Below are 22,999 nucleotides of genomic sequence, written 5' to 3'. Positions count from 1 at the left end.
CACCTACTTCGGCTTGGTCGCTGATATTATCAGTTCCATCGAGAACCACTGCAGCGGCTGTGCCGGCAAGTACCATGCGCCATGTGCTTCGATGTCCTTAAAACCCGCTGAGATCAAGAGATCGCGTATTTCCGGCACCGTGTAGCAACGAACGCCGTTCTGTTCCGGGTTTTCGCCTTCCATTATGATCGTTCCATCCGGACAGGCAAGTTCCCACGATCCACCTAAGCGACATGACTCTTCATCAAACTCGGCCCGGTGAAGCAAAAGTCCTTCGTCACACTCAAGCCATTCAGGCCCAAGATGGTTGGACAAGCCGTAGGGATGCTGTCCCGTGAGCAATAGTCGTCCACCCGGTTTTAGAGCGGCAAATATTCTATGAATTGTCTCGGCGTTTTCTTCATCAGTCCCAAAGCCAAAACTCATTCCCAGCACCACGACATGGTCAAACGGCTTCGGGACAGTGAAAGTTCGCATGTCCCCGACTTCAAAAGTCGCTTCAAGATTGTGGTTCTTGAGGTGCTTCTTGGCATGTTTGATGAGAACCGGTGTAATGTCTATGCCATGGACCTTGGCCCCACTCTCCGAAAAATAGCGGGCTTGGTACCCGCCACCGCAGCCTAAATCCAAAACTGTCTGGCCGCGCTTCATTCCAAGTACGTCCCAGCAGAAATCGACGACTTGCTGGCTCTTAAAGTCTGCGGCATCGTCACTTCCCACCAACCTTATTCTCCAGAACTCAGCCCAAAATTCATCCCAGCTCTTGGAAACACGCTTAAATGACTTCTTACTCATGAATATGTCTCTTTTCAGCAATTGCCTTCGCCGCTAAACACAGAAATTTAGTGAATATAGGGTTTTCCGCTTCGGAATGCAACAGCATACAAAAATGCCCCGAACTTACTCGGGGCATTTTAGCATTTGATAATACTTAGCTTAAGATTTCGTTACTTGACCTGCGGCGAATGTCTGGCGCGCGTTGCCTGTCGAAGTTTGCGGGCTTCACTATGTCTCATTGGGGACTTCAGAGGCGCGAAAGCCATATGCTTCAAGAGCCGTAACGATTTGCTCGGGCTTAAAAGGTTTTGCAATGTAGGCGTTCATTCCCGCTTCCATGCATTCGGTTTGATCGGAAGACAGAGCATTCGCGGTCAAAGCGATGATTGGAATATTCGGCCGAACACTTTGCTCTCTAATCTTGCGCGTGGCTTCCAAGCCATCAAGTACGGGCATCTGCACATCCATAAGAATTGCGTCAAACTCTTCTTGCAGGTGGGCCGTCACTGCTTCCTCCCCATTCTCGGCGATCTTCACCAAACAACCAAGCCTCTCAAGCACCTTTTGCGCAAGTTTTTGATTGACTGGATTGTCTTCAGCTACAAGCAGCTTTAGGCTTAGTTTTGGCGCGCCCAAAGGCTGCTTCGTAGGTCCGCCCTGTGCACTCCTGATTGCTGAAGACCGAAGCAACTCAGACCTAATTGCTTCCATGCGTCCGGGGACCTCAACCAGTCGCCCAACAACCGGGACAGTACGCGCCTGAAGCCGTTTTCGCTTTTCGTAGTCCGTTGCCACGACGATATGCGAGTGCATTGTTTCCGGGTGGCGGGAAATGGCGTCGCTGAGACAGATGATATCGTCACAAGGGACACCGTTTCCAACGAACAGCGTAAACGATCCTTTTGACTCCCGCAGCAGTTCAAACGCATGTTTCCAATCAGATGCGATTTGGGGTGAGCTTCCAACCAACTGAATCATCGCATCGGCAAACAACTCACGCGGCTCAAGCAATACCCAATTGAGAGGCCCGGACTTAACTTCGGCGTCATTCTTTGCTTCTATGCCTGTTACGAGACCTGTAAATGTGAACGTACTGCCGATGTCCACTTTGCTATAGACCTCAAGACCTCCCTCCAAGAGCTGGGCCAAACTTCTTGAGATCGAAAGTCCGAGTCCAGTTCCTCCGTATTTTCGGGACGTTGAGGAATCGGCCTGTGTGAAATTCTCAAAAATCTTTGTTTGTCGATCTTCAGGGATTCCGATTCCCGTGTCTGTCACTTCACAACGAATCTTGAACGTATTGGAAGCCAACTTCTCGGCTGCCATCTTTACGAAAATGTAACCTTCAGAGGTAAACTTCAGCGCATTGCCAAGCAGGTTGGAAAGAATTTGTCTTATGCGGGTGGGATCGCTGACAATTCGTTTTGGTACCGATGACTCTACCACGTAACCGATTTCGAGCCCTTTGGACGACGCCTGAAGCGAAAACAGCATTACGACACTTTCGACAAGCTCTCGCGGATCGAATTCGACACGTTCAAGCGTCATTTGTTTTGCCTCGATCTTTGACAAATCGAGTATGTCATTGATCAGCGTCAAGAGGGAGTCCGCGCATTCCTGCACAGCCCGTGCGTACTCTTGCTGTTCTTTGGTCAAGGACTGTTCCATCAGCAAGCGTGTAAAACCGACTATGCCGTTCATTGGCGTGCGGATTTCGTGCGACATGTTTGCCAAGAAACTACTCTTTGCGGTGTTGGCCGTTTCCGCCTCCATTGCAAGATTATTGGCTCGCACGATGGCTTCTTCAAGTTGTCCGTTGATCTCTTCGAGTTCCTTGTTCGAACTTGTTATCTGCTCTTCCTGCTCTCTCCTTTTTGTGATATCGACGAATCCACAAAGCACCGCCGGATGCGCTTGCCAAAGAATTTCGCGCGTCGTCAGACTGCACCACTGGTTTAGCATTCCCCTGCGGCGAACTTGGATCTCCCTATTTTCAATTGAATGTATAGTACGTACTGCACGTTCAAGAAACATACGTTCTTCGTCATCCGACAGAAAGTCCCAAACAGTCGTAAATCCGTAGTCCGTAACGTTGATTCCGAAGTACTCTTGAAAGTTCCGGTTGCTGTAAAGTAGTTCTCCCGACCACTCATCCACGACACATATCGCGATTGGTGCGGCTTCGATGATTGTGCGGCTTCTGCTTTCGCTTTCTTCCAGCGCCCGCAACATGTAGTTCAGCGCACCTGACAACTCGCCAATTTCGTCAGATGACTTGACGACGGCGATTACGGTCTGATTTCCGGCCGCACGTTGGTTCATTGCTTGCCGAATCGCAAGCAGAGGTTTTAATATATGTTTTGTTCCAAGGGAATAAGCAGCTATTATCAGAACGGCAAAAGCTCCAAGAAGAAACAATAAAAGTCGGGCCGTGTCTTCTGTGATTCTCTTTCTGGCCTCGAGGGTATTGAGCACGATAATCGCCGTTCCGGATGCGATCCCATCTGAGTGTTCCCCCTCAAACTTGCGAATCAAAACGTACTTGTCCTTGATCTTCAGTCGTACGCCCGTGCGTGCGCCTACTTTGAGAGTGTCTATCCGGAAAGGAAGATCCAGTGCACCTGAAACCGCCGACAGTTTCTGTCCAATCAAAGCGTTCTTATTTGACGCGTCGATTAGACTGTCTTGTGATACGATTAGTATTCGCTCGACATCACGCTCCGCAGCCATTAGGTTCGTGAAGCTCGGCATGTCGGCATTTGATGTCGAACGAGTTGCCGCTCGTAACGAGAAATACAGAAGGTTTGAACGGGTTTCAAGTTGCTGTGTAAGTTGTCGCTCGAAGAGCTTATTGACACCAAGTGCTCCAAAAGTGGCAAGCATCGCACCGATAAGAAAGATGGGCAAACCGACTTTTGCCCCCAAGGAGTTCTCGTAGAAAGTGCGGAGAGAGGATTTCATTTGGCTTTGTTAGTTTGGCCAGAATGAAGTTTTTGGGGAACAGTGTCTTCAAGTCGCAAAGTTGCAGCGGCTGTGAGAAATTGCCTGCCCTGCCATTGTGCATTCATGCTTGCAAAGGGACCACCCACGCCCAGAAGGGAATCCTGCTGGGTAATTCCAAACACTTTCCAATGCATAAGATCGTTCGACACTGCTTCAATACTACGGTGCTCTCTTTCAGCGGTAATGCGACTATGTTCATCCGGTTCGCCTTGCAGTAACATACGAGCGTGCTCGTACGCAAGAAGTACCCGCTGCCAATCCAGCCTACGGGTCATCAGCTCTGATCTGTCACCGACAAGAATATCTGCATGACCTGTCTGCCAGTCGTTCTTTAAATGGCTGTGAAGATGGGTTTGTTCTTCGTTGTTGGAGACAGCGACCAAAAGCAGCACTCCCATTCCCGTGTTTGGAAGTGAAGAATACTCTGAAAAGGGAATAATAGCAGCATCTACATTAGACTCAGACAGCGCCTGCATGCACTCGCAGCCGGTATTTAGTTCCACAAGTTCGATGTCTACTTCGTACTGCCGGAAGAGCTTCTTTTCTTGCGCAACGTACATGATTGAAGAACCCGGTGAGTTTGAGATCGCAATACGCAGCACGGACTTGCCGGACATTGTGCACCCGGAAAGAATTAAGGCAAGTACTATAAAGTTTCGTATGTAGTTCTGCATTTGAGTGTTCATTTCTGTAGCGGTAACAGTTGCAATTTCAATTCCAGCACAAAAAAACGGACTGGCACAAGCCAGTCCGTTGATAAATCCGTAGTTAGATTTCTCAGAACGTCACAGGTTCTTCGTACTCTGAATAGACCTCTTTTAGGACGTCAACCATTTCCCCGAGAGTACAGTAGGCGTGGGCGCCAGCGATCAAATGCGGCATCAAGTTTTCGTCTTTTTCTGCCGCGAGCTTGATATTATCTAAACACTCTTGCGCAGCCCGTCCGTCACGTCTCCTTTTTAGCGCACTTAATTTGTCTACTTGCTGGCGACGGCAATCTTCTTCAGCAATGTCCAAAAGTGGAATTTCAATTTCCTCGTCCTTTTGGACGTAGCGATTCACACCAACGAGCACCCGCTCGCCGCGATCGAACTCCGATTGGTACACTTGAGCTGCACGTGCTAATTCGCGTTGGAAGAAACCGTTCTCAATCGCTGGCACGACTCCGCCCATAGCTTCAATGCGGTCAAAGTAGTCGTTTGCGCCTGCCTCCATCTTGTCAGTCATCCATTCAACAAAGTAGCTTCCGCCCAACGGGTCAATCGGAGCACCGGCCACGACCTCGTGCTTCAGAACCTGTTGAGTACGCATCGCCAATGTGACCGCTTTTTCGCTGGGCAGAGCCAGTGTTTCATCCATGGAATTTGTGTGCAGGCTCTGAGTTCCACCCAAGACCGCCGCCAAGGCTTCAGTTGCCGTACGAATCAGGTTAACTTCCGGCTGCTGTGCTTGAAGACTGCAACCCGCTGTTTGAGTATGGAAACGACACAAAAGTGACCGCTCATTTTTTGCCCCATACTTTTCTTTCATCCGCTTTGCCCAAATTCTTCGAGCGGCGCGAAATTTGCCGATCTCTTCAAAGAAATCAAGGTGCGAGTTGAAAAAATGAGAAAGTCTGGGGGCGAATTCGTCAACATCGAGTCCGCGTTCAATTGCCGCTTCGACATAGGCAAATCCATCGGCCAACGTAAAGGCCAATTCCTGAATTGCCGTGGATCCCGCCTCGCGAATATGATAGCCTGATATCGAAACAGGATTGAATCTCGGCATTTCTTTGGTCGCAAATTCAATCGTGTCCACGACCAGCTTCAGCGAAGGTTTCGGAGGATAGATGAACTCCTTTTGGGCGATGTATTCCTTAAGGATGTCATTTTGCAAAGTTCCACCTAAATCTGAACGCTTCCAGCCTTGGTTCTCCGCTGCGGCAATATAGAATGCCCAGATGATCGCCGCCGGAGAATTGATCGTCATTGAGGTCGTGATCTTCCCCAAGGGAATATCCTTGAAAAGAATCTCCGCATCTTCCAAAGATGCCACCGATACTCCGCACTTCCCGACTTCACCAAGTGACCACTCAGAGTCTGGATCGCGGCCCATTAGAGTTGGCAGGTCAAAGGCCACAGAGAGTCCGTCACCACCTTGTTCGAGAATGTAGCGGTAGCGCTTATTCGTCTCTTCAGGAGTCGCAAACCCGCTGAACTGCCGCATCGTCCACCACTTGCCCCGATACATCGACGAATGAACTCCACGGGTAAAGGGATATTGGCCGGGGAATCCGAGCTTTTCCATGTAGGTTTCGGCCTGAGACGGATCCTCCGTCCATGACAAAGGGGGAACCTCCATGCTTGAAGTAGTCACGAACCGGGTCCCCGAGGGGATTTTGCCTTTGGTTTCGTACTCAGTTTCCCAGCGACGGCGTGCAGCCAGCAGTTTTTCCAGCGGTGTCATACGTTTTCCTTCTGTGATTCAAGACCAGAATGTACGGAAAAATCAGCCCTTGGGCAATCTACCAGAGCCAAAACGTTAACCCAATTCCACCTTGGAATGAAAACTTGGTCTTTGGTGCAAGTTCAACCCCGGGCGCAACTTCGGCCCACGCATCTACGATCGAGTAAGGGAAATGATACTTCATACCGAGCGGGACTCGCACGCCAAAAGTGTTGTCATCATGGTCATCATTGGCCAAGTTCATGAATACGCCTCCGCCGTAGTACCATTTCCACTCTCTTGGCATATCCATAAAAAAATCATACATTTGAAAATCTGCCGAGACCAATAGCCACTTGTCCCACGACCAGGCTGTCCCGACATCCACGGCAGACGACTTGTCCCAAAAGAACTGTGCATTTAGGCCCGTTGGCTCGCCGACAAAGGGCCCAATCCCGAACTGGTTGCGGTCCTTAGCAAGTGCTGAGGATGTGGTCAGCAACATTAAGGCGATTAAGGTAATGGTAGATTTCTTCATTTTGGAGTTGCTCCGCTTAATTGTAAATCACGTTCATCGAGGGCTACATGTCCATAACTGCTTAAATTCTAACGTAATAATGACCCGGTGTGTTCCCGGCAGTCTCGAAAAAAATCGCAATCATCATTTGAATTTGAGCCAAGTTGTTGTATCTTTTGTGGTCAAACCAATAGGCAATATGTCAAGATTCAAATACCACGTTTTCGTATGTGAAAATCGGCGAGATCCCGATGACCCCAAGGGATGTTGCGCGTCAAAAGGCTCGCAGGAATTCGTACCGATTTTGCGAGAAAAAGTCAAAAGTGCGGGGCTGGCGGGCCAAGTTCGCATCAACAGTTCCGGATGTCTTTCCAACTGCGCACGCGGTCCGGCTATCGTGGTCTATCCGGAAGGCATTTGGTACTCGCAGGTGAAGATAACAGATCTGGATGACATATTCGAGCGGCACCTCGTGGACGGTGAACCGGTTCGTAGACTCTTGGATCTAAAGTTTCATGCAGAAAAGTCTGAGGGGAGTTCCGAATCTTGATTCGCGCCGTCTTCATAGTGCTGCTGTATGCAACACTCGCGCAGGCCACGGAACTCCGCAAGAGCATCCCCGCGAACACGGAGTCTCCACCGCTGACCGTGAAGGTCTCTGATGTCCGTACAGTTATCGCTGACGTTGAAAGCGAACCCGCTGACGTTTTACAGGGAGACCGTCAGACTCTCGACGAGGTGCTTTGTTTCCGAGAATTCGCACCACTCGAACCGCCGCAGATCCCCAGTCTTTTCCCACTCGACAGTGGGAACGTCGCGTACTTTTGGTCAAAAAGCGAGGACTGTTTTCAGTGCGTCGAGTCGGAACCAATCCGTATTGAATCCGTCGACTTTGTTGTCCTGCGGCCCGATGGGAGCCTTGCTGACACGATTGACTTCAGAATAGACGTTTTTTGCGCGGTGGGTGCCGATCCTTGCAACGGATTTGGTTTGTCGCGCGGACATCGGTTTGTATCCTATGTCTTTTCGGATGATCCAGAGGACGGTGCTCCGGAAATCACGGTCGTCAATTTGGCATTTGACGGACTGCTCACCGATTCGAGCGGCGCGTTTCTGGCTGTGGCTTCGCTGGGAACTCGAGTCGGAAGCACTGCTAATCTGGTGTCAGAGGAATCCTCTCCCTTTGTTGCGGAAGATTGCAAGGTATGGCTTAGGTCCGACACACTTTCGGAGTGGAATGAGTTTTGGGGACCGGACCACGGCGCACCCATGGCGACGATTGGCTGGACATGCGATCTCGGCGACTCGTTGGAAATCCCGCCTTGCCCGGACAGTTGTACTTTTGCGAGATTTTCAGAACCGCAAGTCTACTTTGACCCGTTCTCAAATACCGTCTACCAGTGGATTGAACCTGCCTTAGAAGACCTTCCATTGCAGCCGGCGGATCTCTCCCTAAGGCTTTATTTTGAGACTCTCGGAAATGCCACTGACCGCGCTTACTTTCGCGTCCTGTTTGCTTGCGCTGGATTCGAATCCGTGTGCTGCCCTCCGTCTCATCCACTTTGTACTATTGAAGCAAATGTGGAGCGAGGGACGCAGTTTCAAACTGTGCTTGACGTAAGCGTGCCTCTCGCAGAGAGCGCTTGCTGTCTAAGCGAGCCTTTCTGGCTCGGTGTGGTGATTGATTCGGTCACAGGCGGAGCGAGTCTTCCAAGTTTCCTATATTCCGCGGCGTCGGTCGATCCTTTTCCACCGCAACCTTGCGAACAGTGGACCGGCAACGCCGGACGGTTGGTTACCGAAAGAACGGACGATGTTGCGTGGGCGGACATTCGTCTGTCCGCGCAATGCAAAAGCTGTTCGGAGCTTTCGCCAGTCGCATGTTCGCCTGTCGTTCACTCGTTAGATTGTGGTAGTGCGCAATTCGTTGCATGTTCGGAAGACGGAATCTTGGTGCAAGGCCAGGAGATCTTTTCGGGCATCGGCGGAACGGATCGCTATTGCTGCAGCGATCTTGACTTCGTTGGCGGCGAACTCGTCTATCGAATGCAAGTTCCCAATCAGGGTAATTTGAGCATCCATGCCGCGACGGATACGGCCCACCATGTTGCGCTTTTCTTGCTTGAAACCTGTGATCCGCGCAACTGTGTTTTGTACGGCGTAGACTCGCTCTCGGCGGCGGGGCTGATTAACGGAGAATACTTTGTCGTTGCAGAGAGCTTTGACACGACTGGAATTGTGTTTGACCTGTTGTTCGAGTGTATAGCCGACTGCAACCACGAGACTTGCGTCGACGACGTGCGGGGAACGACGGGAATCGGTAACCGCTATTTGGACGGTGAAGGTGACGGGCAAGGAAACATCTTTTTCCAAAGCTATTATCCTGGAACGGGAACAACTCAGACTATTTTGCGGTACGAAGCGGCGACATGCGACTCACTTCCGCCTTTGAATTGGCAGTCCATTGAAAATAGCCCATCACGCATGCTCGCGTTCGATCCGCGCAACGGAGGCGAGTTCTGGTGCGGAACGACGATCGACTACTTCTCGGGAACGGGGAGACTATACAGACTATCGAGCGGAGGCGGAGTGGTTCAATCGTGGACGTCGCTGCCCGGACTGCCGATTATGCGCTGGTCCGGCGCCGCGTTTGATCCGACGCATAACCACTTGTGGGTTATGATACGTGACTCGTCCAATACGGGACTGTCGCGTGCCTACGAGATAGACATGAACGATCCGCTCAATCCGGTCGTCATCCAAGGTCCGCATGCGTTGCCGCATCAAAGTCCGAACCAAGCGTTGTCGAGTGCCGGTGCTGACTACGCACAGTTCTCCAATCATTTACTCGTGGTACACCAAGGATCGCCAGAGGATTTCGTTCAATGCTACGAGGACTTGAACCCGTCCTACGCGGGACCTCGTCCGGGCCCCGGCCTCGCACCGGTCTCTTGGTGTTCTCCTGACAGTAATGGTTTGCAGGGATACGGCATCGCCGCGATTGAAGATAGCTCAGGCGGTCGAATCGCTATGACAAATTTCACAGATGCGGATTGGGTACATCCAATCGAAATGTATCCGCCTCCGTGTAGATTGTCGCCTGAACGATGCACTTCACCTACAGATCTCTCTATTTGGTCCAATGGAACAATTTCCACGCTAAAGTGGACTGCTGTTTATTCAGGAACCTACGATATCTACAGCTCGGACTATCCGGGAAACGATGGTAATCCAGACAATGGATTGGACAACCTTTTCAGACTTGAAGCGACATTGGATCTCGTCTCCGGCCCAGCACAGTGGCAGGACTTGAATCCAGGATCAGAATTCAAAGTCTACGTGATCGTTTTGACTTGCGCCTCGCGAGTTGAATAAGAAAAGCACACAATTTCACCTTAGGTATAAGAAAGGCATAATATGGCCACGCGGATTGAAGAGCTTCTTGGTGCCGAAGCTCAACCCTTGCTGACCTATAAGTCGGAAGGAATCTCCAAGAATCAACTGCATCTGCCCGGCCCGGATTTTCTGGACCGTGTTTGGACGCAAACAGACCGTCCGATGGCGGTAATTAATGGTCTGCAAAGAATGTTCAATACCGGCAGACTGGCGGGTACCGGGTATCTTTCATTATTCCCTGTCGATCAAGGAATTGAGCACAGCGGTGCGGCATCCTTTGCGCCTAATCCGATATTCTTCGACCCTGAGTATATTGTCAAGCTGGCGATCGAAGGCGGATGCAACGGCGTCGCCTCCACACTTGGCGTGCTTGGCTCAATGAGCAGAAAGTACGCGCACAAGATTCCGTTTATCGTTAAGTTGAACCATAACGAGTTCATCTCGTATCCCAACCGATTCGACCAAATCGAGTTCGGCACTGTGGAGCAAGCCTACGATCTGGGTGCGGCAGGCGTAGGAGCAACCATCTACTTCGGATCTGAAGAAAGCTCCCGCCAAATTCAAGAAGTGCGTGTAATGTTCGAAGAGGCGCACCGGCTGGGCATGTTTACAGTCCTGTGGTGTTATCTCAGAAACAACGCCTTCAAAAAGGACGTGGACTATCATCTGTCCGCAGACTTGACCGGACAGGCCAACCACATCGGCGTCACTTTGGAAGCTGACATCATAAAGCAGAAGATGGCCGAAAACAACGGCGGATACAATGCCGTGAATTTCGGCAAGACAAACAAGCGTGTCTATGGAGAATTGGTTAAGGACCATCCGATTGACTACACGCGTTGGCAAGTTGTGAATTGTTATATGGGTCGCTGCGGATTGATCAACTCGGGTGGAGCTTCCGGTAAGAATGACCTGGCCGATGCCGTCAAGACCGCCGTGATCAACAAGCGTGCAGGTGGAATGGGATTGATCAGCGGACGTAAGGCATTCCAAAAACCGTTTGAAACCGGCGTTGAATTGCTTAACGCGATTCAAGACGTTTATTTGGACAAAAGCATCACGGTCGCCTAAGTCATGCCGAATATCGATCCCGAATTGTTGGACATCTTGGTGTGCCCGGTTACCAAGATGAAGCTGGTTGCACACGGCGACTTGCTTGTTTCAACTGACAAGGCAACGAGACTTGCCTATGGTTTTCAGGACGGAATTCCCGATCTCCTGACTGAACACTCGAAGATGCTGTCCGAGCAAGAGTGGAACGCGATCATGAATGAACTCGGACTATCATAGCACAAGTCTGTAATTCCTTCAACAAGAAAGCGGCGGTTCAGATGAACCGCCGCTTTTCAGTTTATTACTGCAGAGTCCGATTAGCCTTTGATTCGTACTCCGTCCTGCGGATTATCAACAAATCCCGGAATCTTCTCTCTGATCAACGACAACATTTCGTCATCCGTAGGATCCGTGGTTTCCAAGTCGATACGTTTGGCCTCGACCTTGTCAACCAATCCTTCTTTCCCGAAAACAAAATCAAGCCTGCCGAGCGCGCGGCCGTCGCGCTGGGCCCGAACCACTCGCGTGTCGTTAATTAACCACGGCGAGTCTTCGTTCGCGCGATAGCTGCGACCACCAATGATTGCGTTTACGCTGTGAAACTCCTCGGCTATTGCACTGTCGGCTTGATCTCCGCATGTTGACAAAATGAAAAGCAGGTCCACCTTGTCCATAAGATCCGGAATCACTTTCCGCGCGGTCGTCAACGGATCGTCAATCGTAACACCTGACGGCAATTTCGTGGAATCTATTCTCATAACCTGCTCGGAACCGCACAGGCCGACAAATCCGATTCGCACGTTTTTCACCGTCTTGATGATGTATTGATCCGCTACAAGTCGTCCGTTTGAACGGACATTAGCTGACACAAACCTGAACTGCGCGGCTTTTTTGGCAGCCTCAAAGGCATCCATTCCTCTGGCCAGTTCCCGCTCTGACACATTGACTACAGTGGCCCCCATGTGATTGTAGGCGGCAACCGAAATCAAACCGTCCGAATTGTCGACTTCAGGCGTTCCTGTCAAAAAATTGCCCGCGTCGCAATAGATTACTTTGTCATCCGCGCCGCGTGCCTGTTCAATTTTGGCGCTGCGCTTAGTGATGCCGCCGCCATTCTTCTTACATCCGCAGCCTTCAAGTTTCCCACGAGCTTCAGATGAATAGAGCACAGTAATGATCGTGCCGTCCGCGACCTTTGAAGAACATCCGGCAAAGAGAATCGCCGCAATCATCATGAGCGCAATAACCGCTTGTCGCATTTATACTCCTGTGAATTGAAGTAGTCCGCTTTACTTAGTCTAATACCCGCATTCGCTGAACGCCTGCCGCTAAAATGTTTGAATTAGCGCCATGCCGCGATGTACGGTTCCTCTCGCTCGTCCGGTCATTTCCCAACCGCCAAATGGCGTATTCCTCGAGAGCGACTTAAACTGCTCGGAATCGACCTTCCAAGTGTGTGAGGGGTCAATGATAGTTAAATTGGCAGCTTCACCAGCGGCAATACGAGGAATCGGCTGTGAAAGAATCTCGCGCGGCGCATAAACAGATCGCTCAAGCAGAGTCTCAAGTGTCATCCCTTGCCTTAAGAAATGCGTAAGCGCGAGCGGCAGCGCGGTCTCGAGTCCGACGATTCCGAACGGCGCAACGTCGAATTCCTGAGTCTTGTCTTCCCACGAGTGCGGCGCATGGTCTGTGCAGTAGACTTCCAAAGTGCCGTCAAGGAAAGCCTCCCAGCAAGCTCTTCTGTCCGCTTCACTTCGAAGAGGAGGATTCATCTTGAAATTTGTGTCAAAGGTCCGGCAAAGTTCGTCCGTGAGCAGCAGATGGTGAGGACACACTTCGCCGGTGACGCGAAGTCCTTTGCGCTTGGCCTCGCGGATCAACTCTACCGATTCCTTTGCCGAAACGTGGCAAATATGAATAGCTCCGCCCGTATACTCGGCTACGAGTATGCAGCGCGCAATGTCGATGGCTTCGGCAATAGTAGGAATGCCGCTGATTCCCAGCCGTGTTGACCATTCGCCGTCGTTCATCGATCCACCTTGGGCAAGATAGATATCCTCAGCGTGCTCGAAGACCTTTGCACCAAGCATATTCGCATACTGCACCGCGTTCATGAGAACCGCGGTGCTCTTGACCGGGCCACCGTCGTCACTAAAGGCGCGCACACCTGCTTCGACGATTTCACTCATCTCGACCAGTTCTTTGCCTTCACGACCGCGCGTCACTGCGGCAATCACGTGGACGTCCACCGGGAACGGTTTAGCTTGTGCACACACCCAGCTCACAATCGCCGCATCGTCCAGAGCGGGGTTCGTGTTCGGCATACAGGCAATGCCGGTAAATCCACCGTTCATGGCGGCCATGCAGCCTGTTGCAATCGTTTCGGCAACTTCTTTTCCCGGTTCGCGGAGATGCACGTGCAAGTCGAACCAACCCGGCGTTATCCAGTGGCCGCGCAAATCGACGACGTCCGCACCGTCCGGAGCAGTCGCACTTTCCGCTTGGAGCACTCCGTCCTTGATATGCAGGTTCATAGTCTTGTCGAGACCGTTGCGCGGATCAACTACGCGCGCACCCTGCAAATAGAGATTTTCAGCTCTTGCGGGTTTGTCAAATCTTGAATATTTACTTGTCATGTTAGGCTGAATGGAGATTAAGATTGAGGTTCGGCACGACCGCCGGCGAGCAAATAAAGGACAGCCATACGCACGGCAACGCCGTTTGTTACTTGCTGCAAAATAACTGAATGCTCGCTGTCCGCGACGTCCGACGTAATTTCCACGCCGCGATTCATCGGCCCGGGATGCAAGATTGTCAACGGCGCCTTTGCCTTGTCCAGCCGGGCGCGCGTAACGCCGAAGTATTTGTGATACTCGCGGAGTGACGGGAAAAGTCCCGCAGCTTGCCGCTCCAATTGTATGCGGAGAATATTCAGAGCATCGGCGCTTTGAATCGCCTCATCCAGCGAATTCGTAATCTCCAGCCCCATCCTTTCAATGCCCCGTGGAATCAGGGTAGCCGGACCGCAGATAATGACTTGCGCTCCCATTTTCTTCAAACCAATAATATTGGACATCGCGACTCTCGAATGCAGAATATCTCCCACGAGAGCCACACGCAGCCCTTGCAGCGAGCCGTATTTATCCCGCAGCGTCAGCATGTCCAACAGGGCCTGAGTCGGATGTTCGTGACGGCCGTCCCCCGCGTTAATGATAATCGATTCCAAGTGCCGCGCAAGAAAGTGCGGGCTGCCCGGCGACTTGTGGCGCATGACCACGACATCAACTTTCATCGCTTCAATATTCAGCGCAGTATCCAATATGGTTTCGCCTTTGGAAAGCGCGCTTCCGGAAGCAGAGAAATTCAGCGTATCGGCAGAAAGCCGCTTCTCCGCCAACTCAAAGCTGGTTCGCGTCCTGGTCGAATTCTCGAGAAACAAGTTCACCACCGTTACGCCGCGCAGAGTCGGGACTTTCTTCACGGGACGGTTCAGAATATCCCGCATTTGTAATGACGTGTCGAGAATTGTCTGGATTTCTTCTGCGCTATAGTCCGCAAGTCCCAGCATATGCTTTTGTGACAACAGACTCACTTCTCCACCTCCACGAGATAGATTGCATCCTCATCGTCCACCTCAGCCATGTGAACCTGTACTTCCTCGTTCATGCTGGTCGGCACATTCTTGCCAATGAAATCCGGCTTAATGGGAAGTTCGCGATGCCCGCGGTCCACCATTACGGCGAGCTGCACGCGCTTCGGCCTCCCTTGATCCATAATGGCTTCGAGTGCAGCCCGGACAGTGCGGCCAGTATAGAGAACGTCGTCGACCAACACCACATTAATGTCATAAAGATCGAATGGAATCTCCGTTTGCTGCACGGACGGTTGACGCAGTGACGTCCGGTAGTCGTCGCGGTAAAGGGTTGCGTCCAGCACACCGACCGGTACGTCGATGTTTTCAATCTCCTGGATCTTGGCGGCGACCCGCTTGGCGATATACACGCCGCGAGTTTGCATGCCGACTATCCCGAGATGCTCTGTCCCTCGATTGCGCTCGATTATCTCGTGCGCAATTCGCGTAATCGTGCGCGAAAAACCCGCCGCGTCGACGAGTTTTGCTTTGATCTTGGTATTCATGGAGTCTTTGTTGGGAAGGAAAAATCCATCGCGAGTCGATGGATTCCGAGGGCAGAATCCTTCATGGCCTCGCGGTGCCGAATTAAAGGAATAAATATGGCTGTGAAGTAGAAATCAGAACATGCCCAAGCGCATACGAGCTTCGTCGCTCATCATGTCCACTGTCCACGGCGGATCCCAGACAATCTCGACGTCGGCTTCTTCTACGCCGTCCACGCGAAATATTGCGTCGCGAGCGAGTTCGACAATCGTCCCAGCTAAGGGACAGCCCATCGACGTCAACGTGATCTTGGTGGAAACTTTCTGACCGTCAATCTGGACGGAATAAACCAAGCCCAAGTCCGTGATCGGCATGTGGAGTTCAGGATCGTAGACAGTTGCGAGTGAATCGAATACTTGTTCTTCCGTAATCATCCTATCTCCTCGTGGACTCGAACAAACCTACTTGGACGGCCACTGACTCTGCCATGTTCCTAAAGGCTTTGTTCAATTCTGGGGTTGTCTCAATTGCCATCATCGGTACTCCGGCATCCGCAGCGGCAACAAGTTGTGGGACAAGCGGCAATTCGCCAAGCAGCGGACAATCGAGCTTCTGCGCCTCTTCCGCTGCCCCGCCGTGTCCGAAGATGTGCGATTCTCCGCCGCAATGGGGGCATTTAAAGGACGCCATGTTTTCAACGATACCGAGGATGGGAACATTCAACTTCTGAAACATCGCGACACCTTTGCGAGCGTCTATTAACGCAAGGTCTTGGGGCGTAGAGACTATCACCGCGCCATCAAGCTGAATGCGCTGGCTAAGCGTCATTTGTGCGTCACCTGTTCCGGGCGGCAGGTCAACAACCAGTATGTCCAGTTCGCCCCAAGCAACGTCGCGCAGGAACTGATCCGCGGCCTGATGTACCATCGGACCCCGCCATATCATCGGAGTCTCGGGCTCGACCAGAAATCCCATCGACATCAGCTTGATTCCATGACTTTCCAACGGAAGAATCATGTTGTCCATGACACGCGGCTTTTCATTTATCCCAAACAAAGTCGGGACGGACGGACCGTAGATGTCAAAATCCGCTAATCCGACCGTAAGCCCCATTTCTCTTAGCATTAGGGCAATACCGGCGGCAACCGTGCTCTTCCCCACTCCACCTTTGCCCGAGGCGACCGCAATCTTCACTTTTACCTGTTCAAGCACAGGGCCGTCAGGAGCTGGGCGAGAATGTGGTTGCTGCGGAGCTGACGCAGGCTGGGTCCATTTCATGTGGACTTGTGCCTCTTTGACGCCGGGCATAGAGCGGACTGCTGTCGCAACGTCTTCTTCGATCTTCCCTGGGGTCTCCGGATCGCGGGCAGCAACGGTCACATGTACCTGCACGACGTTGCCGTCGACCTTTACTTCCTTAATCAGTCCGAATGAGACGATGTCTCGAGTTAGCCCCGGAAATTTGACCTTTTTGAGGGTCTCTAATACTTGTTCTTGTGTAGGCACGATGGTTCTAATTCTTCTGGATTCAATAAGCTACAAATTCCCGGCGCATGAAGCAAGAGAAATTCACAAATTGTTGTTTTATTTGTGATAAGGAAGCCCTTTCCAGAGGCTCAAGGCGCGATACAGTTGTTCGTAAAGCATCACCCGCGCAAGTTCATGCGGAAAGGTCATCGGCGAGAAACTCAGCCGTAAGGCTGCGGATTCAAGCAACGTCGGCGACAAACCCCACGCGCCGCCGATGACAAATGACAAACGATTCGTGCTGGCCAGCATTTCGTCTTGCAGAAACTGCGAGAGTTGTTCCGACGACATTTGCTTGCCTTTGATGTCGAGCGCGACGAGTTTTGATCCTTGCTGAACCTGTTTCAGAATGGAGTCGGCTTCTGTCTGCAGCGCGCCTTTGCCTGTGCCATTGCCGCTGTCACTCGTTGCGGAAGGAACTTCACATTCGTCAAAGGACAGGAAGTGGCGAATTCGGCCGGCATACTCATCGCATGCGGCCTTAAAGTATGCTTCCCTCAGTTTTCCGACGGTTACAACTTGGAGTTTCACTATTTCAAGAGCAGGAGTTTCTGAGTTTGAAAATGGCCGCTACTCTCCGCGCGCAAAAGATAGACTCCCGCTGCAAGCGTGCTCGGAGCTTGGTAGTTTATCGAGTGATTGCCTGCGACCATCTTTCGATCCAGAATAGTCGCGACTCGACGGCCGGTAATGTCAAAAAGATCAACCGTGACTTGCGCAGTTTTGCCCAGCGTAAAGGGTATCGTGACGCTTGGATTAAAGGGGTTTGGATAGGCGTTTCCAAGCGTGAAAACAGTGGGAAGTTCACCCGGGGATTCAATTGCATTGGGTATTTCTTCGAACAACGCAATTTGATTTTCTGCAAGTCTTGCCTGCAGAGAATGTAATGCCAACAAACGCTCTGAACTCGGTTCTGCTTCCACCCAAACCGTATCAGTTGTCATGTCTTGTCCGGCTCCCTGCTCGACAACCAACGGAAAACTGAAGTATCCCGACGTCGTCTGGAGTTGGCTGACCGAAACTCTCAGAACTGCTTCACCGGGATCAGGTTGAAGGTCCACCATTATGACTGGCAGTCCCATACCATAGACCCATTGGTCGAAGAACCAATGAACATTTGGCCCGGAGTAGTGGTCATTAATGACGTTGATTAAGTCTTCGGTATCCACATTGCCGCCGCCAAATGTCGCAACATAGTCGCGGAGGACTTCGAAAAAGAGCGAGTCCCCCAGCAACTGCTCGCGCAACATGTGCAGAACCCACGCCCCCTTGAAGTATACGTTCACACCGAAAATCCGTTCCATTGGCGGATCATATACGGAGTAACTCGGAGGATTGTCGAGCTCTTCGGAGATACAGAGTTCGGCTTGTCCGTGCATTTCAGAATTCAGCGCAGAGTCTCCGCCCAGATGTTCTAACCAGAGTACGCCGCAATAGGTCGCAAATCCCTCATTGAGCCACATGTTCCGAAAATCGACTGGGCTCAAGTGATCACCGAACCACTGATGGCCAAGCTCATGCGCCACTATGGGTTCAAAATTTCGCGTGCTATCAACTAAGTGAAATCCGTAGGTGGTAAAGGTTTGATGCTCCATCGCACCCCACCCGCCAAATATGTCTGTCATCACCATTCCATAGTCCCAGAACGGATAGTCGCCGAACAGTCCGGAATAGAGCTCAACCATTTGCGGTGTCCGTTCCCAGTCGTATTCAGCTTGTGCCGAGTCTGATCGAGGCCACGCATAGTAGCGGTACTGGACCGGCCCATCGTCGAAAATATGTGTGGAGAAATTTCCTGCCGCAAACATGACCAAATAGGTTGAAGTTGGCGCGTCAGTTATGTACCCTTCATAGACCCGGCCCGGACCGTCAGTGCTCTGCAGGAAGCGAGTTCCGTTTGCTGCGGCGGACCAGCCTTCAGGCATATGAACAAATGTCTCGATCCGACTGAATTTGTCCGAGGGCTGGTCCCAACAAGGATACCACTGTCGCGCTCCGAAGGGTTCGCTAAACGTATAGCAATGCTGCCATCCTGTTTGAAATCCCGTATCGTTCCAGTCGAGTTTTGGCTGAACAGAATAGTCCACTGCGACGTCAACCGTTTCCGATTGAGCTACTGCCCGCAAGACGCGCAGCGTGTCCGCAGCGTGGGAATAACCGACGCTCAACGTATTCACTCTGACGTCCGAAATTTCCAATCCTTCTGCATTGAAGGGAATCTCAGCCAGATCGTCTCGCGCTACAAGTTTGATAGTCGCCGTCGCCACCATTGGCGAGTCACCGTCTTGAACGCTGACGTTTAGAATCAGTTCGAGTTGGTCATAGGTATGCAAGCTCTCCGCATCCAAAGAGGTGTTCAACCAACGCTCTTGGGATTGGGCATGCGGGCAGACCAAATAGTCGGGTTTCTCTATCCTCGACAGAAACTGCGCGTGGACCAATGCGGGCAGAAGGAGAATCAAAAGAGCACGCATGGACTGCCTCCTTGGAAAGAGTGAGGTTTGTAGGTTAGGTTGGTTGCGAGTTCGCGAATTTACTGTTATCATACAGTTTGCGTAAATTCTGTCAATAAGTCATTGCTAAGATACTGTTTTATAATATCTTTCGCTTTTTCAATGGGTTTGTCAGGTGTTGCACGTGCAGCTAACCTTGACTCGGCAGGCAGTATCTTGGCGAAAATGGACAGCATTGCGCGTGTTCTGTCGGCTTTGGACCGCGACACACGTGAGCTAACCAGCCAACAAAAGACGCTGAATGACAGCCTCAGGGGCCTTGAAATAGCCTTAATCCGTCAAACTGAAGTGGCAGCGAGACTCGATAGTCAATATCGGATTCTTGAAGCAGAACGGCAACCCCTTCTGCATGTGCTGGCAAGATCTGTCATGTCGGATTTGCGGTTAAACCGCTGGGCAATGTTGGAAATTCTGTTGGGGAGCGCAAGTCTCGCGGATTTTATGGAAAGGCGTTCCGCAATAAACCGTCTGCGGGATTCGGCCAAACGCAGGGCCATTGAGACGGCGCGCGGTCTGCGGGATATTCAAGACCTCGAAGACCGGAGCATCGATGAAACCGGCGCCCTAAATGATCGCCATAGTCAGGTCGAGACCATTCTGGCGGAGTTGGCCGTTCGGAAAGCCGAACTCGAGACCAAGCGCGAATTGGCCAACGTGGAACGAGACGCCCTTTTGCGGGAACAGCGTGCCATTGACGCATCCTCCAAATATGTCAAGGAACAGCTGCGCCAGAAGGAAGCATCCATTCGCAAGGTCGAGTCTATAGTCGAAACGAATATTAATCAACTTGCCGGAACGACTACCTTCGCATCTCAGAAGGGTTTGCTTCCGTGGCCAATAAGCGGAAACGTCACGTCACGCTTTGGAAAGAAACGCCACAGAAAACTCGAAACCGTGACTGAGAACCCGGGTATCGATCTCGAAAGCGCTTCAGGCGTGCCCGTGAGGGCCGTTGCTGCGGGCAAGGTAGCTACCGTAACGTGGCTGCGCGGATTTGGAAACGTATGTATTGTGCAGCATGAAGGTGATCACCACACCGTGTATGCCCGACTTTCCGAAATCCTTGTCCAACAAGGCGACTCGATCGATCCTCAGACGATTGTAGGTTATACCGGATTTGACGCCGAGAAAAACTCTTATGGCCTGCACTTTGAAGTTTGGGCCGGCAAAGACAAACAAGATCCTCTTACATGGCTCGGACCCGCAAAGAAGTAACCGTTATCAAGTGGCTTGGTCACAACGACGCGAGAAAGAGGCTGGCCGCGACACTCGCCGGTAATCGGACTGCGCATGCATACCTGATCAGCGGCCCTGAAGGTATCGGAAAGAGCGCCGTTGCAATTGAGTTTGCCAAGTTGCTGCTCTGTGACGCGCCCGGAACGGGCCCATGCGGAACGTGTCCGCAATGTGCGGCACTCAAGTCTTTGCACCATCCTGATCTCCATCTCATTGCGCCGACGGGCTCCCCAAAGGACTCCGATACTCCCGGTAGCGAAACATATGGCAAAGAGTTGAGCAAATTGCGCGAAAGGCTCGTGGTTGATCCATATACGTCGACTGATCTATCCGAGTTTTCCTCCAGCGAAAGCAAATCGGCACGGCGTAAGTCAGCAACCGGCGCAAAGATCCGAGTGGCAGATTCGCGGGAACTTCTTCATGCAGCTTATCGCAGACCATTTCAAGCACAACGCGCCGTTTATGTCATTTTGAATGCGGATACAATGCTTCGCGAGGCGCAGAACGCTCTTCTCAAGCTACTGGAAGAGCCTCCGACTTCCGCTGTATTGCTGCTGACCGCGTCGAACCTGCAGGCCGTTCTACCCACGGTTCGCTCCCGCTGTCAACCCGTCAAACTGCTTGCCTATTCCGCTGCCGAAATACGATCCGCGTTGCGCGATGCAGGAATTTCCGAACGGGCAGCGGAACTTGCAGGTGCCCTTTCCGGCGGAAACATGCGGCGAGCAATCGCGTTTGCCGAAATGGAACCAGAATATCTTGAGCAGGCCGCTGTGGAGTTCTTGGCGATGTCGGCTATGCTTATTCCGGACAAAGTTCAGGAGCAAGTGAGTCGCCTGCTTGAAGACAGCGCGTTTTTGGACAACGCGTTCTTTGAGTTAATGACGTTGTTTCTGTCGGATGCGGCGTCCGCAAGAATTCCAAATTCCGATGTTCACTTCCCTTCTCAGAGGGACCGAATTTCAAAAATGACCGCTGCTTACCCGGAAGCGGATTTCAAACTTGCGATCGAAGCTGTGGACAGAGCCGCAAATTCCCGATCGCTTGGCTACACCCCCAATTTAGTGCTTACCTCCATGGCCATCGAACTCAATCGAGCACTTGGGCCGCGGACCAGAGCCTAAAGTTCACAATTTATGAATGACCTACTTGAATTAGAATTTAAGGGCCGCCGCACGGAATATGCGGAGAATCCTTGGCAATACCCGTTCAAACGGGGCGACCTTGCAGTTGTAACGACGGACCGCGGGCAAGACTTGGGAAAAGTCGCGTTCGTCGGCATTCGCGATGGGGATTCTCCCGGCGACAAGATTGCATTGACTGTCCTTCGCAAAGCAAAAGCACAAGACGTTGAGAAGCTGGGCATGAACCGCGAGCGCGAGCGAGAAGCTAAGGCACTGGCTCGGCAGGAAATTGAGCGGCATGGCCTCGACATGAAACTCGTTGACGTCGAAATGCAGTGGGACGGACGCAAGCTGACATTTTACTTCACTGCTGAAGGCCGTGTTGACTTCCGTGATCTGGTGCGGGAGCTTGCAACCAAATTCAGAACGCGCATCGACCTCAGGCAGATCGGCGCACGCGACGAAACAAAAAAGATCTCCGGTTACGGAGTTTGCGGCCGCCCGCTTTGCTGCGCGACGTTCTTGACAGAGTTCAAGCCGATCACGACGCAGATGCCGCGCGACCAGTATTTGCCGCTAAATCCCTCGAAACTTTCGGGTGTCTGCGGCCGGCTGAAATGCTGTTTGCGGTACGAGCTGGACATCTATCGTGAGTTTCAGCGCGATTGCCCCAAACTCGGACATCCGATCAAGGACGACGACAAGGGAATGGGCGAAGTCGACAAACTTGACGTCATCCGAGAACAGATTCAAGTTCGATACAGCAACGGCACAATTGACCGCTATTCGAAAGAACAGTTTGTAGACCTAACCACGTGGCGGCCCCAAATGCCGAAGAACGAGTGCATATGTACTTGCGGCAAAAAGAGTCAACCTGCGGCGGACGCACCTGCTGCAACCGGGCGACCGGAGCAGGCTGCGCCCCAAGGAGAAACTGGGCGCGGAGATCGTATTACGCTGCACGGCGAAGGTGGATTCAGAGTTGATTTTGAGGACGAAGAGCCCTCAATGGATGTTTCAACCGACGTCTCTGTGTCTATGGAATCTCCGGCAAAGAGAAAGCGCAAACGCAAAAAGAAACGGCCGAGTGACTCTTCTGCTAAGGCTACGCACCACATGCATGAGCACAAGCCTGAACCAACCAGTTCCGAAGCTCCGGCAGATGCAGCGGCGGCTCACGGCGACGACGGTGAGCAGGCTCCTGCCCGCAAGAAGAGAAGGCGAGGCGGACGTCGCCGCCGCGGTGGCGGAGGTGGAAGTGAACAAGGTACCGGAGGGAATGCCGACCACGAAGAATGAGCACATT

At 51.9% G+C, this 22,999-nt stretch carries 20 protein-coding genes; 7 read left to right on the top strand and 13 right to left on the bottom strand.

All coding sequences use genetic code 11. The annotated features are described in order from the left end of the window. Window positions 1-3: 3 nt before the first annotated feature. The 5 genes from H6507_03145 to H6507_03125 all read right to left on the bottom strand — a co-directional run bounded on the left by H6507_03145 (window position 4) and on the right by H6507_03125 (window position 6,745). On the bottom strand, window positions 4-795 hold the full coding sequence (locus tag H6507_03145; protein MCB9368095.1) for a class I SAM-dependent methyltransferase: 792 nt from the start codon (window positions 793-795) through the stop codon (window positions 4-6). A gap of 210 nt (window positions 796-1,005) precedes the next feature. Further along, window positions 1,006-3,738 carry a response regulator gene (locus H6507_03140; protein MCB9368094.1) on the bottom strand — a complete coding sequence of 911 codons (2,733 nt, stop codon included), beginning with the start codon at window positions 3,736-3,738 and terminating at the stop codon, window positions 1,006-1,008. Beyond that, window positions 3,735-4,466, bottom strand: a complete 732-nt coding sequence (locus H6507_03135; GenBank protein ID MCB9368093.1) for a hypothetical protein — start codon at window positions 4,464-4,466, stop codon at window positions 3,735-3,737. The genes H6507_03140 and H6507_03135 overlap by 4 nt, the downstream gene beginning before the upstream one ends. Before the next feature lie 91 nt (window positions 4,467-4,557). Next, window positions 4,558-6,228, bottom strand: coding sequence for a methylmalonyl-CoA mutase (locus H6507_03130; protein MCB9368092.1), 1,671 nt, complete (start codon window positions 6,226-6,228; stop codon window positions 4,558-4,560). Between the two features lie 58 nt (window positions 6,229-6,286). Then, window positions 6,287-6,745, bottom strand: coding sequence for a hypothetical protein (locus H6507_03125; GenBank protein MCB9368091.1), 459 nt, complete (start codon window positions 6,743-6,745; stop codon window positions 6,287-6,289). A 178-nt stretch (window positions 6,746-6,923) separates the two neighbouring features. Here H6507_03125 and H6507_03120 point away from each other — a divergent pair, with 178 nt between their 5' ends. From H6507_03120 to H6507_03105, 4 genes are read left to right on the top strand one after another with little or no spacing between them, the layout of a single operon-like run. After that, entirely contained in the window at window positions 6,924-7,274 is a 351-nt protein-coding gene (locus H6507_03120; GenBank protein MCB9368090.1) for a (2Fe-2S) ferredoxin domain-containing protein, read from the top strand. After that, entirely contained in the window at window positions 7,271-10,099 is a 2,829-nt protein-coding gene (locus H6507_03115) for a hypothetical protein (GenBank protein ID MCB9368089.1), read from the top strand. Before H6507_03120 ends, H6507_03115 begins: the two co-directional genes overlap by 4 nt. Window positions 10,100-10,141: 42 nt before the next feature. Then, the gene (locus H6507_03110; protein MCB9368088.1) at window positions 10,142-11,191 is read left to right on the top strand and encodes a class I fructose-bisphosphate aldolase; all 1,050 of its coding nucleotides are present in this window, start codon (window positions 10,142-10,144) and stop codon (window positions 11,189-11,191) included. A 3-nt stretch (window positions 11,192-11,194) separates the two neighbouring features. Continuing rightward, complete coding sequence (locus H6507_03105; GenBank protein MCB9368087.1) at window positions 11,195-11,410, top strand: hypothetical protein; 216 nt, start codon at window positions 11,195-11,197, stop codon at window positions 11,408-11,410. An 80-nt stretch (window positions 11,411-11,490) separates the two neighbouring features. Here the strand turns inward: H6507_03105 and H6507_03100 are convergent, their stop codons facing one another. The 8 genes from H6507_03100 to H6507_03065 all read right to left on the bottom strand — a co-directional run bounded on the left by H6507_03100 (window position 11,491) and on the right by H6507_03065 (window position 19,294). Beyond that, on the bottom strand, window positions 11,491-12,432 hold the full coding sequence (locus H6507_03100) for a bifunctional metallophosphatase/5'-nucleotidase (GenBank protein MCB9368086.1): 942 nt from the start codon (window positions 12,430-12,432) through the stop codon (window positions 11,491-11,493). 69 nt (window positions 12,433-12,501) lie between these two features. Next, window positions 12,502-13,812, bottom strand: a complete 1,311-nt coding sequence (locus H6507_03095; protein ID MCB9368085.1) for a dihydroorotase — start codon at window positions 13,810-13,812, stop codon at window positions 12,502-12,504. A 17-nt stretch (window positions 13,813-13,829) separates the two neighbouring features. After that, window positions 13,830-14,744 carry an aspartate carbamoyltransferase catalytic subunit gene (locus tag H6507_03090; protein MCB9368084.1) on the bottom strand — a complete coding sequence of 305 codons (915 nt, stop codon included), beginning with the start codon at window positions 14,742-14,744 and terminating at the stop codon, window positions 13,830-13,832. A gap of 20 nt (window positions 14,745-14,764) precedes the next feature. Then, window positions 14,765-15,313 carry a bifunctional pyr operon transcriptional regulator/uracil phosphoribosyltransferase PyrR gene (gene pyrR, locus H6507_03085; GenBank protein ID MCB9368083.1) on the bottom strand — a complete coding sequence of 183 codons (549 nt, stop codon included), beginning with the start codon at window positions 15,311-15,313 and terminating at the stop codon, window positions 14,765-14,767. A 114-nt stretch (window positions 15,314-15,427) separates the two neighbouring features. After that, entirely contained in the window at window positions 15,428-15,727 is a 300-nt protein-coding gene (locus tag H6507_03080) for a DUF59 domain-containing protein (GenBank protein MCB9368082.1), read from the bottom strand. A 1-nt stretch (window position 15,728) separates the two neighbouring features. Beyond that, on the bottom strand, window positions 15,729-16,802 hold the full coding sequence (locus H6507_03075; GenBank protein ID MCB9368081.1) for an Mrp/NBP35 family ATP-binding protein: 1,074 nt from the start codon (window positions 16,800-16,802) through the stop codon (window positions 15,729-15,731). 75 nt (window positions 16,803-16,877) lie between these two features. After that, window positions 16,878-17,351 carry a 23S rRNA (pseudouridine(1915)-N(3))-methyltransferase RlmH gene (locus tag H6507_03070; protein ID MCB9368080.1) on the bottom strand — a complete coding sequence of 158 codons (474 nt, stop codon included), beginning with the start codon at window positions 17,349-17,351 and terminating at the stop codon, window positions 16,878-16,880. Further along, window positions 17,351-19,294: a T9SS type A sorting domain-containing protein gene (locus H6507_03065; GenBank protein MCB9368079.1), complete on the bottom strand. Its 1,944-nt coding sequence runs from the start codon at window positions 19,292-19,294 to the stop codon at window positions 17,351-17,353. Before H6507_03065 ends, H6507_03070 begins: the two co-directional genes overlap by 1 nt. Before the next feature lie 195 nt (window positions 19,295-19,489). On the opposite strand from H6507_03065, the gene H6507_03060 reads away from it, so the two are divergent. From H6507_03060 to H6507_03050, 3 genes are read left to right on the top strand one after another with little or no spacing between them, the layout of a single operon-like run. Next, window positions 19,490-20,548, top strand: coding sequence for a peptidoglycan DD-metalloendopeptidase family protein (locus tag H6507_03060; protein ID MCB9368078.1), 1,059 nt, complete (start codon window positions 19,490-19,492; stop codon window positions 20,546-20,548). Beyond that, entirely contained in the window at window positions 20,524-21,693 is a 1,170-nt protein-coding gene (locus H6507_03055; GenBank protein ID MCB9368077.1) for a hypothetical protein, read from the top strand. The genes H6507_03060 and H6507_03055 overlap by 25 nt, the downstream gene beginning before the upstream one ends. Before the next feature lie 12 nt (window positions 21,694-21,705). Continuing rightward, a complete protein-coding gene (locus H6507_03050) occupies window positions 21,706-22,992 on the top strand; it encodes a hypothetical protein (protein MCB9368076.1) in 1,287 nt (428 codons plus the stop codon). Window positions 22,993-22,999: the final 7 nt, after the last annotated feature.

This window comes from Calditrichota bacterium (genome assembly GCA_020637445.1).
Lineage (GTDB): Bacteria > Electryoneota > RPQS01 > RPQS01 > RPQS01 > JABWCQ01.
Note: the sequence above shows the minus strand (reverse complement) of the source record. Positions and strands in the feature narration are given on the sequence as shown.

Excerpts from the sequence above, each read along its gene's own strand:
- H6507_03080 (MCB9368082.1), bottom strand. The coding sequence starts at position 15,727 with ATGATTACGGAAGAACAAGTATTCGATTCACTCGCAACTGTCTACGAT.
- H6507_03065 (MCB9368079.1), bottom strand. The coding sequence starts at position 19,294 with ATGCGTGCTCTTTTGATTCTCCTTCTGCCCGCATTGGTCCACGCGCAG.
- H6507_03130 (MCB9368092.1), bottom strand. The coding sequence starts at position 6,228 with ATGACACCGCTGGAAAAACTGCTGGCTGCACGCCGTCGCTGGGAAACT.
- H6507_03110 (MCB9368088.1), top strand. The coding sequence starts at position 10,142 with ATGGCCACGCGGATTGAAGAGCTTCTTGGTGCCGAAGCTCAACCCTTG.
- H6507_03120 (MCB9368090.1), top strand. The coding sequence starts at position 6,924 with ATGTCAAGATTCAAATACCACGTTTTCGTATGTGAAAATCGGCGAGAT.
- H6507_03050 (MCB9368076.1), top strand. The coding sequence starts at position 21,706 with ATGAATGACCTACTTGAATTAGAATTTAAGGGCCGCCGCACGGAATAT.
- H6507_03100 (MCB9368086.1), bottom strand. The coding sequence starts at position 12,432 with ATGCGACAAGCGGTTATTGCGCTCATGATGATTGCGGCGATTCTCTTT.
- H6507_03125 (MCB9368091.1), bottom strand. The coding sequence starts at position 6,745 with ATGAAGAAATCTACCATTACCTTAATCGCCTTAATGTTGCTGACCACA.
- pyrR (MCB9368083.1), bottom strand. The coding sequence starts at position 15,313 with ATGAATACCAAGATCAAAGCAAAACTCGTCGACGCGGCGGGTTTTTCG.
- H6507_03140 (MCB9368094.1), bottom strand. The coding sequence starts at position 3,738 with ATGAAATCCTCTCTCCGCACTTTCTACGAGAACTCCTTGGGGGCAAAA.
- H6507_03055 (MCB9368077.1), top strand. The coding sequence starts at position 20,524 with ATGGCTCGGACCCGCAAAGAAGTAACCGTTATCAAGTGGCTTGGTCAC.
- H6507_03090 (MCB9368084.1), bottom strand. The coding sequence starts at position 14,744 with ATGCTGGGACTTGCGGACTATAGCGCAGAAGAAATCCAGACAATTCTC.
- H6507_03105 (MCB9368087.1), top strand. The coding sequence starts at position 11,195 with ATGCCGAATATCGATCCCGAATTGTTGGACATCTTGGTGTGCCCGGTT.
- H6507_03145 (MCB9368095.1), bottom strand. The coding sequence starts at position 795 with ATGAGTAAGAAGTCATTTAAGCGTGTTTCCAAGAGCTGGGATGAATTT.
- H6507_03135 (MCB9368093.1), bottom strand. The coding sequence starts at position 4,466 with ATGAACACTCAAATGCAGAACTACATACGAAACTTTATAGTACTTGCC.
- H6507_03095 (MCB9368085.1), bottom strand. The coding sequence starts at position 13,812 with ATGACAAGTAAATATTCAAGATTTGACAAACCCGCAAGAGCTGAAAAT.